Origin of the sequence: Allobosea sp. WAO, assembly GCF_001509835.1 — a bacterium.
Classification (GTDB): Bacteria; Pseudomonadota; Alphaproteobacteria; order Rhizobiales; family Beijerinckiaceae; genus Allobosea.
The window spans coordinates 21,698-28,504 of sequence record NZ_JXTJ01000022.1; the positions used below are offsets into that span (position 1 = coordinate 21,698).

At 64.7% G+C, this 6,807-nt stretch carries 5 protein-coding genes; 1 reads left to right on the top strand and 4 read right to left on the bottom strand.

The genetic code is table 11. The features are described 5' to 3' along the window. Positions 1-83 precede the first annotated feature (83 nt). Together DK26_RS27705 and motA are read right to left on the bottom strand one after the other, a co-directional pair. A complete protein-coding gene (locus DK26_RS27705) occupies positions 84-956 on the bottom strand; it encodes a flagellar motor protein MotB (RefSeq protein WP_066479976.1) in 873 nt (290 codons plus the stop codon). Between the two features lie 22 nt (positions 957-978). Then, positions 979-1,842 (bottom strand): flagellar motor stator protein MotA, encoded by an 864-nt coding sequence (gene motA / locus DK26_RS27710; RefSeq protein ID WP_066479978.1) that lies wholly within the window; start codon positions 1,840-1,842, stop codon positions 979-981. A 303-nt stretch (positions 1,843-2,145) separates the two neighbouring features. On the opposite strand from motA, the gene DK26_RS28785 reads away from it, so the two are divergent. Further along, the gene (locus tag DK26_RS28785; protein WP_248310129.1) at positions 2,146-2,355 is read left to right on the top strand and encodes a helix-turn-helix transcriptional regulator; all 210 of its coding nucleotides are present in this window, start codon (positions 2,146-2,148) and stop codon (positions 2,353-2,355) included. A 290-nt stretch (positions 2,356-2,645) separates the two neighbouring features. Here the strand turns inward: DK26_RS28785 and DK26_RS27715 are convergent, their stop codons facing one another. After that, positions 2,646-4,145 (bottom strand): DUF6538 domain-containing protein, encoded by a 1,500-nt coding sequence (locus DK26_RS27715; RefSeq protein ID WP_066479980.1) that lies wholly within the window; start codon positions 4,143-4,145, stop codon positions 2,646-2,648. Positions 4,146-5,632: 1,487 nt separating this feature from the next. Then, positions 5,633-6,472, bottom strand: coding sequence for a hypothetical protein (locus DK26_RS29215; protein WP_157089878.1), 840 nt, complete (start codon positions 6,470-6,472; stop codon positions 5,633-5,635). Between the last annotated feature and the right edge of the window lie 335 nt (positions 6,473-6,807).

Here is a 6,807-nt window from a genome sequence, read left to right on the forward strand (position 1 = left end):
GCATGGCAAGCAGGCCTATGAGATGCATGAATTGTTCTAATTTCAAGTAAGCGGATTAGTGCAGCGGCTGAGGCGCCTTGCCGTCAGCGCAAGAGGCTCGGGGGCAGCGCCGGCTCCGCGCCGAGCAGCGTGATCGTCACCCGTTGGTTCGGCGCGATGTAGGGATTGTCGGGGAAGACCGGCTCGGTATCGGCGCGTCCCGCCACGGACGTGAAGCGGTCGTTGGGGATCCCGGCACCCGACAGGATCTTGCGCACGGCGAGCGCACGCCCGGTGCTGAGGCTCCAGGAATCGACAGCCCGCACCGAGCCCGGGCGCGCGGCGGCCGTGTGGCCCGTGACAGACAGTTGGTTGGGCAGCCGGCGCAGGGTGGGCGCGAGCCCTTCCAGTACGCGACGGGTGCGATCATAGGGGTCGACCGAGCCCTGAGGGAACATGGAGCGGCCTTCCTCGTCCACGAGGGAAACGTTCAGGCCCTCCCTGGTCGGCTCGATCACGATGTTGCGCGACAGCTCGGCCATTTCGGGCATGTTCTGGAACGCCTGCCGGAGGCTGGCCGCGGCGCTGTGCTGGGCCTGCGCGCCGGCGGCCGGGCGGTTGACCTCGCGGTCGCTGGCGCGGCCCGAGCTGGCCCGGCGCGCTCCGTCCTCCTGCCCGGTGACGCCGCTCGCCGTCTCGCGGGGCGCCGACGACTTGTTGCCCGACGTGTCCAGGGCGGTGCCCATCAGGACGCCGCCAGCGCCGCTGGTGCTGGCACTCACAGCGCCCGGCGCGAAGTATTCCGCCAGGCCGACCTTCTGCTCCTGCGTCGTCATGCTGATCAGCCACATCAGCAGAAAGAAGGCCATCATGGCGGTCACGAAGTCCGCATAGGCGATCTTCCAGGCCCCGCCATGGTGCGCATGAGCGGCCTTCTTGACCTTCTTGATGATGATCGTCTGGGCGGGCTTGGCCATCGCGTCCCTGCTGGAGATTGGGTCAGATGTTGGCAGGCAGATCGGCGGTTGCCGCTTCCACTTCGCTGAAGGTCGGGCGGACGTCGCTCATCAGAGCCTTGCGGGCAAATTCTACCGCCATCACCGGCGGCTGGCCGCTGATATGGGCGAGGAGGCCCGCCTTGAGCGAAAGGTAGTACTTGGATTCCGCCTCGAAGATGCTCTTGAGCGACTGCGCCATGGGCCCGAAGAAGCCGTAGGCGACGAAGACGCCGAAGAAGGTGCCCACGAGCGCGCCGCCGATCAGATGTCCCAGCACTTCCGGCGGCTCGGTGATCGACCCCATCGTCTTGATCACGCCGAGCACGGCGGCGACGATGCCGAGCGCTGGTGTTCCGTCGGCGATCGACTGCATGGCCGCAACAAGACGCTCCTGCTCCTGGTGGTGCGTCTCCAGCTCCTCGTCCATGAGAGCGTCGATCTCGTGGACGTTGTCGGCACCCATCGTCAACATGCGCATGTAGTCGCAGACGAACTCGACCGCATGATGGTTCTCTGCAAAAGTCGGGAAGGCGTTGAATAGCGCCGACTCGCTCGGATCTTCAATGTGCTGTTCGACCGCGAGCATGCCCTTCTGCTTTACAAGCCTGTACAGGGAATACTGCATCGCCAGAAGTTCGACATAGGCCTCCCGATTGTACTTGGGGCCCTTCACGAGCGTACCAAGCATGGTGGGGACGGACTTGAGCACCGGCCCGGTGTTGCCGATGATGAAGGCACCCATCGCTGCACCGAGGATGATAACGAACTCGAACGGCTGCCAAAGGACGAGGAGTTTGCCGCCCATCGCCGCATAGCCGCCGAAGACGCAAGCAAAGACGATGATTGTGCCGACGATCAGCCGCATGAATCTGCCACCCTGCGCCGCAGCAGGTGCAGCCCGCGCTAGTTCAGTACTGGTCCAGCGAAATGAACGATCGAGGTTAAGGGCGAGTTTACAGCCATTGCCCTGCAGGTTTTGTGAGCGTCGTCCTTGGCCACGGTGCTAGGCTTGGGGCGGCAGACCCAGGGCAGAAAATCGGCGTGCAATGTGTCTCCACCAATCCCGGTGATCGACGTCCAATAGGGACCAACCTCCCGGGATCATCTACGCTGCGCCGCTTTGCCGTGGCGCGGCGAGGCTGAGGGTGACGCGCGTGGCCTCGACGAACTGGCCGGACAGGTCCAGCTCAGCCGCTTTCATTTCTGCGCCTCGTTCCAGCTGGCGACCGGCATGACCCCGCGTGAATGGCTGACGATGAGGATGGGCTGCGCTTGCTGCGAGACAGAGCCGCGAGATGGAAACGCGAACTTGGCGATGCGGCGCGCTGTCGGGGGCGCCGTCGCTATTCTCGATGATTCAACAATATCAGTTTCTTAGCGCAAGAATGCTGGCGGACAGGGCGGGATTCGAACCCGCGCGAGGCTCTTTGCCGCCGGATCAGCCGGTTGCGATGGGAAAAGGCCGTGTGGGAACCGTTCCGGGGGAGCCATTGGGGGAGCGGCTCCCCTCGTGCGGCGGATAGGTGGGTCGGGCCCCAGGCCTCGAATCCCGGGAAGAAATTCGCGCCCCCGGGCCTCTTCTCGATTCGGGTGGCGGAGAACCGTGGAGCCGGGCTGCAAGAACCACCGGCTTCCCCGGCCCAGCGGTCGCGAAGTCCAACATCCCGGTCAGCCCGCCGAACGTGACGAAGCACCTCCTCCCGATCTCGACGGCGCGGTCGAGCCTCCCCTCGGAAGCGGCGGGCCGTCGGCTGTGACGGAAAGCGCAGCCGGACCTCGTGCGCCGGCTTGCGGGCGCGCGCCGCTCCGCCGACGCACCTCCTTCGGCAGCCGCACCGCCTCGACGCACGCCCTCTTTGCCTCGACAGGAGAGGGGCCCGGATAGAGGCCCATGGTCATGGGAAGCGGTTCGTCTCGCAACGAATGCCCCATCACCTCCGCGATGGTCCATGGCGTAAAGCCTCTCGCGCCGCGCGCGAACGCCTCTACGGCCTTGCGGTCGAACCACCGCCGGAATGAATGGAAATCGATGGCCGATTGGCGGTCTCCTGCCGTGCGCTCGTCCACCCCCAATTTTCGGCGGATGCGGGTGAAGAGTTGGCAAATGGGTGCGGCACGGCTCCGCGCGGCGTTCTGCTGTGTCGCGAGTTCATGGAAGACATAGCCGCTTGCAGGCTTCCCGTCCGTCCTCTTCTTCAAGATCGCGGCAATGTCGGGGTGGATCGGGATGGTGCGGACGGCGGCCTCGGTCTTGCCTTTGCGGACGGTAATCAAGCCGCCGGCGACATCGCCGGCCCGGAGCTCTGCAATCTCGTTAATCCGCATCGCTGAGAGGGCGGCGACCCGGGACATATCCGACAGCGGTTGCACGTCAATCCCGGCGAGGAGCCTCGCCACTTCCTCATCCGTGAAGGGGCGTTTGGTCATGGGACGCTTGGATTTTTTCCCGTGCTTGCTGCGGGTGGAGAACCGCTGGCGGCTCCACGGATTGTCGCCGGTGACGTGACCGCGCTGCCCCAGCCACTCCCAGAAGCCGTGCAGGGCGGAAATGTCCCTGTTGGCGGTGGCGCGCGCAGTTGCAGCGAGGACTCCGGACACGTATTCCCCAGCGAGTCGGCGATCGATGGCCTCGGCGTGAATGGCCCGGTGATTGGCGCTTCCCCATTTGGTAAAGCGGCGGATCGCATGCCGGTAACCCGCCTCCGTGCGCGGAGCCAAGTCGGTCTCATCCAGCCAGGGATCGACGAGCGGGCCGATCGGGGTGACAATCCCCGTGGCGATGTCGTGGAAGGCCAGCGCGGCGCCGTGGCCATGCGCCTTCGCGATCTCGGCGGTGCGGGTGTCAACGTCCGCCTCGTGGCGCGCGAGAGCGGGTGAGGTGCGGTCCACGGTGCGGCCTTCGTCCCGATAACGGAGCGCCTCCTTGAGCCGGGCAGCCGAACCAGGCGCAGGACCGCCGCTCCGCGCCTGCGCGATGCGCTCCTGCAAGCGGGCGATGACGGGCCATTTGAGGGTGTTGGCCGCCGCGACGCTATCGGTGTTGAGGCTCTCCTTGAGCGTGGTCCTGCCGATCGCCGTGGCCAGCCCCCGGGGCACGCGCACCACGACGCGGAGGTTGCGGCCATGCCACTCGAGATAGCTTCCCGGGTTGGAGCGCCGACGGGACATGGGAGGGCTAACCGGGACGCCCGGCGTTGCCGCCGGCCGACGGTTCGGACGCCCGTTCGCTTGCGCGGCAATCCGAGTACGTTCCTCGCCGTTGCTCCCGTCGAGGGACGCAAACGGCCGGCTCTCGGCTGGGCTGGCGGGCGAAGTGCGCCCGTGACAAGCTCGCGGGCGCGCGAACGCGCGTGCTAAGGAGTGCTCGCTTCATTGCGCTTCTCCTCGGTTCCTGACGTCGTTGTTGTGATCCCTGGCGCTCGGCGTCGCGGCGGATGCGCTCGAGGGCGGAGGTGACGCCCGATTGAATTCCAGCCGGGAGGATGGGGAGGATCGGGGAGGTTGTGGCCATGCGCGTCCCGACGCTGGGATCGCCGGCATTCGGGCTTCGCGGCCAGGGGGAACCGCGTATCAGGCGCTGAATGGGGGGCTTGGCGGCTGCTTGATGGGCGCATCCCGGGCTCCTGTGCCCATACGGAGATGTCCTCGGCAGGGCATATCCGGCGGCCGAATAACCTCGAATGTCAATGGGCGGGTTGAGCGTATTGCAATGCCGAAGCGCAGAACGTGCCGCCCGGGAAAGCCATCGATCGAACACTCAACAGGAACTCGCGCGCGGGTCTTCCGATATCGTCGAGTCCCTTTATTTTGGATCCGAATCGTTTACGCCGAGTCCCAAGGCAATCGCCCGGAATAATACCCAATCGCGGGATTCAATCCTTCGTTTCCGCTGGGCGATCATTCGGCCGAGGCGTTGGCCGGGATGTGCTCCCGGATGTGGCGAGCGGATGGGAATTCGCGGACCTCCCCGGCGAGCGCGCGCCCCGGCCAGGGCGCTGGCGAGGCACAGGCAAAAGGGGGCTTCACAAGCACGTGATCGCTATGGCCGGTGGTCATTTGACGGCTGCTGCCAGGGCAGGCTCACCGAGAGGCCCCTCTGCGGCGGGGCTCACATTCGCCCATCCTTGCGTGCATGCCGGATCGGTTTCGGCCGGTGGAGGTCGAGAGCGGCCATGCCCTCCAAGGCAACAGGCTCGTCGCGCCGTTCGCTGTACCGTCGATCATGCGGATCTCACGCAGGATGCGATCGAGTTCCGGCAGGCCATCGCGTGCAGCCGCCAGATCGAACGTCAGCCTCCGGACCGCGGTCGAAGGGGTGTAACGCGCCAATCCGGCCGCTGCGATCGGAGTTTCAGTTACTCGTCGGTCCTGCGTCAGGAGCGGACGTTGGCGGTCCGCCCAAAACCGGACGTTCCACGAATACCACCAGTTGTCCCGCCTCGGCCCGGCTCGACACTCCGGCCGGAGGCGACCAGCGCGCCATCAAGTCTGTCACCCCGCATCGCGCCTCGGTGAAGATGAAGGGCGGACCGTCGAGAGCCGCCGAATAGAGCGTAGCCCGCACGGCATGAGCGCTGCACTATTTGGCCGAGCCCGCCCAATTGGATCCGCCAATCCAATAGCGAATCGCCATGTTTTCCTTTGTCGGGGGTGGTCTACGGGACGACGAGATATTGCGGCGGCGGATCGATCGTTGTGCCGGGGCCGTAGTTGACCAGATAGGGCTTGATCCAGATTTTCTTACGATCAAGCCGACCCGGACCGAAGGCTTGGTTCTTGTAATGGCCGGAGCGCAAATGCGGCTTAACGTGGCCTCGGCCTTCTTCGTAGTCTTGTTCTTTGCCCTGCCGATCGGTGACGTAGCCGATATGCACGGTGACGTAATCCTTGGTGATCGGCGGCTTGCCCTTCTTGATCCGTGCGGCATCAAGCTTCGGACTGACCGGCGCGGGCGGTCGGGTGATGATGCCGCGCACATGCAGCGTCATGGCGAGGCAGAGAGCTATTCCTGCCGTTAAGCGGTATGAGTCGATGAATGAGAGTAAATGCGCCGAGGTTGATGGCGGGCCGTCGTATCGCTGAACAACTGCTTCGCCGCTCGGGAGGAACGAAGCGGTAAAGGGATGACCGAAGACAAGGTTGCGACTGGAGCGGGGAAAATGGATGGCCCACCATACGCGATAGCTGTTCGGTGCCGCCTCCTCAATCAGCCAGAACAAGCGATGATCCGGCCCTTCCTCCCATTCGACCAGCATCACCTCGTAAGGGAGCTCAGTGCGGCCTACGCCGACCGCAATAGCCGCCGCATGGGAATAGTCGCCTGAATGCTCCTCGATCCACTCGATCACATCACGCGAAAAGACAAACTTTGGCGCGGTCTGCATACGGGCAAAGACCTCATCCGCTCCCGGAAAATTGGGATGCGGCTGGAACCGCAGGTCATGAAAACGGCTAACCGGCAATTTCGCCCCCTTCGGACGATCCCGATCCAGCAAGTTGGCTCAGGCGCGGACGAGCGTGCGGTACCATACCGTTAGCCCATTGAGGGAAGCAATTTGCGCCATGGTGTAGCGCCACCCGGGCGATCAGCGTGCCGCGGGGCGAGATGGCGCCAAGAGCAGAAGCTGAAGGAGCGCCCAAAACCGGACGCTTATCCATCGGTACATCACGCGCTTAGCGATCGATTGCGTAGCGGCGACGGCGCCCAGTCCAGTATCGAGAGCGTATTCCTCCGAGCTTCTGGAAGGCTCGTTGCCGGCAGGAAAAGACGATGATCTGCTGACCTCTGGATTGAGGATGCAGCGCGTCAAACACGGTGGGCGGACCGCTC

What these genes read in the sequence shown, in the direction of transcription:
- DK26_RS27715 (WP_066479980.1), bottom strand. Translation starts at nt 4,145, where the DNA reads ATGTCCCGTCGGCGCTCCAACCCGGGAAGCTATCTCGAGTGGCATGGC.
- DK26_RS27705 (WP_066479976.1), bottom strand. Translation starts at nt 956, where the DNA reads ATGGCCAAGCCCGCCCAGACGATCATCATCAAGAAGGTCAAGAAGGCC.
- motA (WP_066479978.1), bottom strand. Translation starts at nt 1,842, where the DNA reads ATGCGGCTGATCGTCGGCACAATCATCGTCTTTGCTTGCGTCTTCGGC.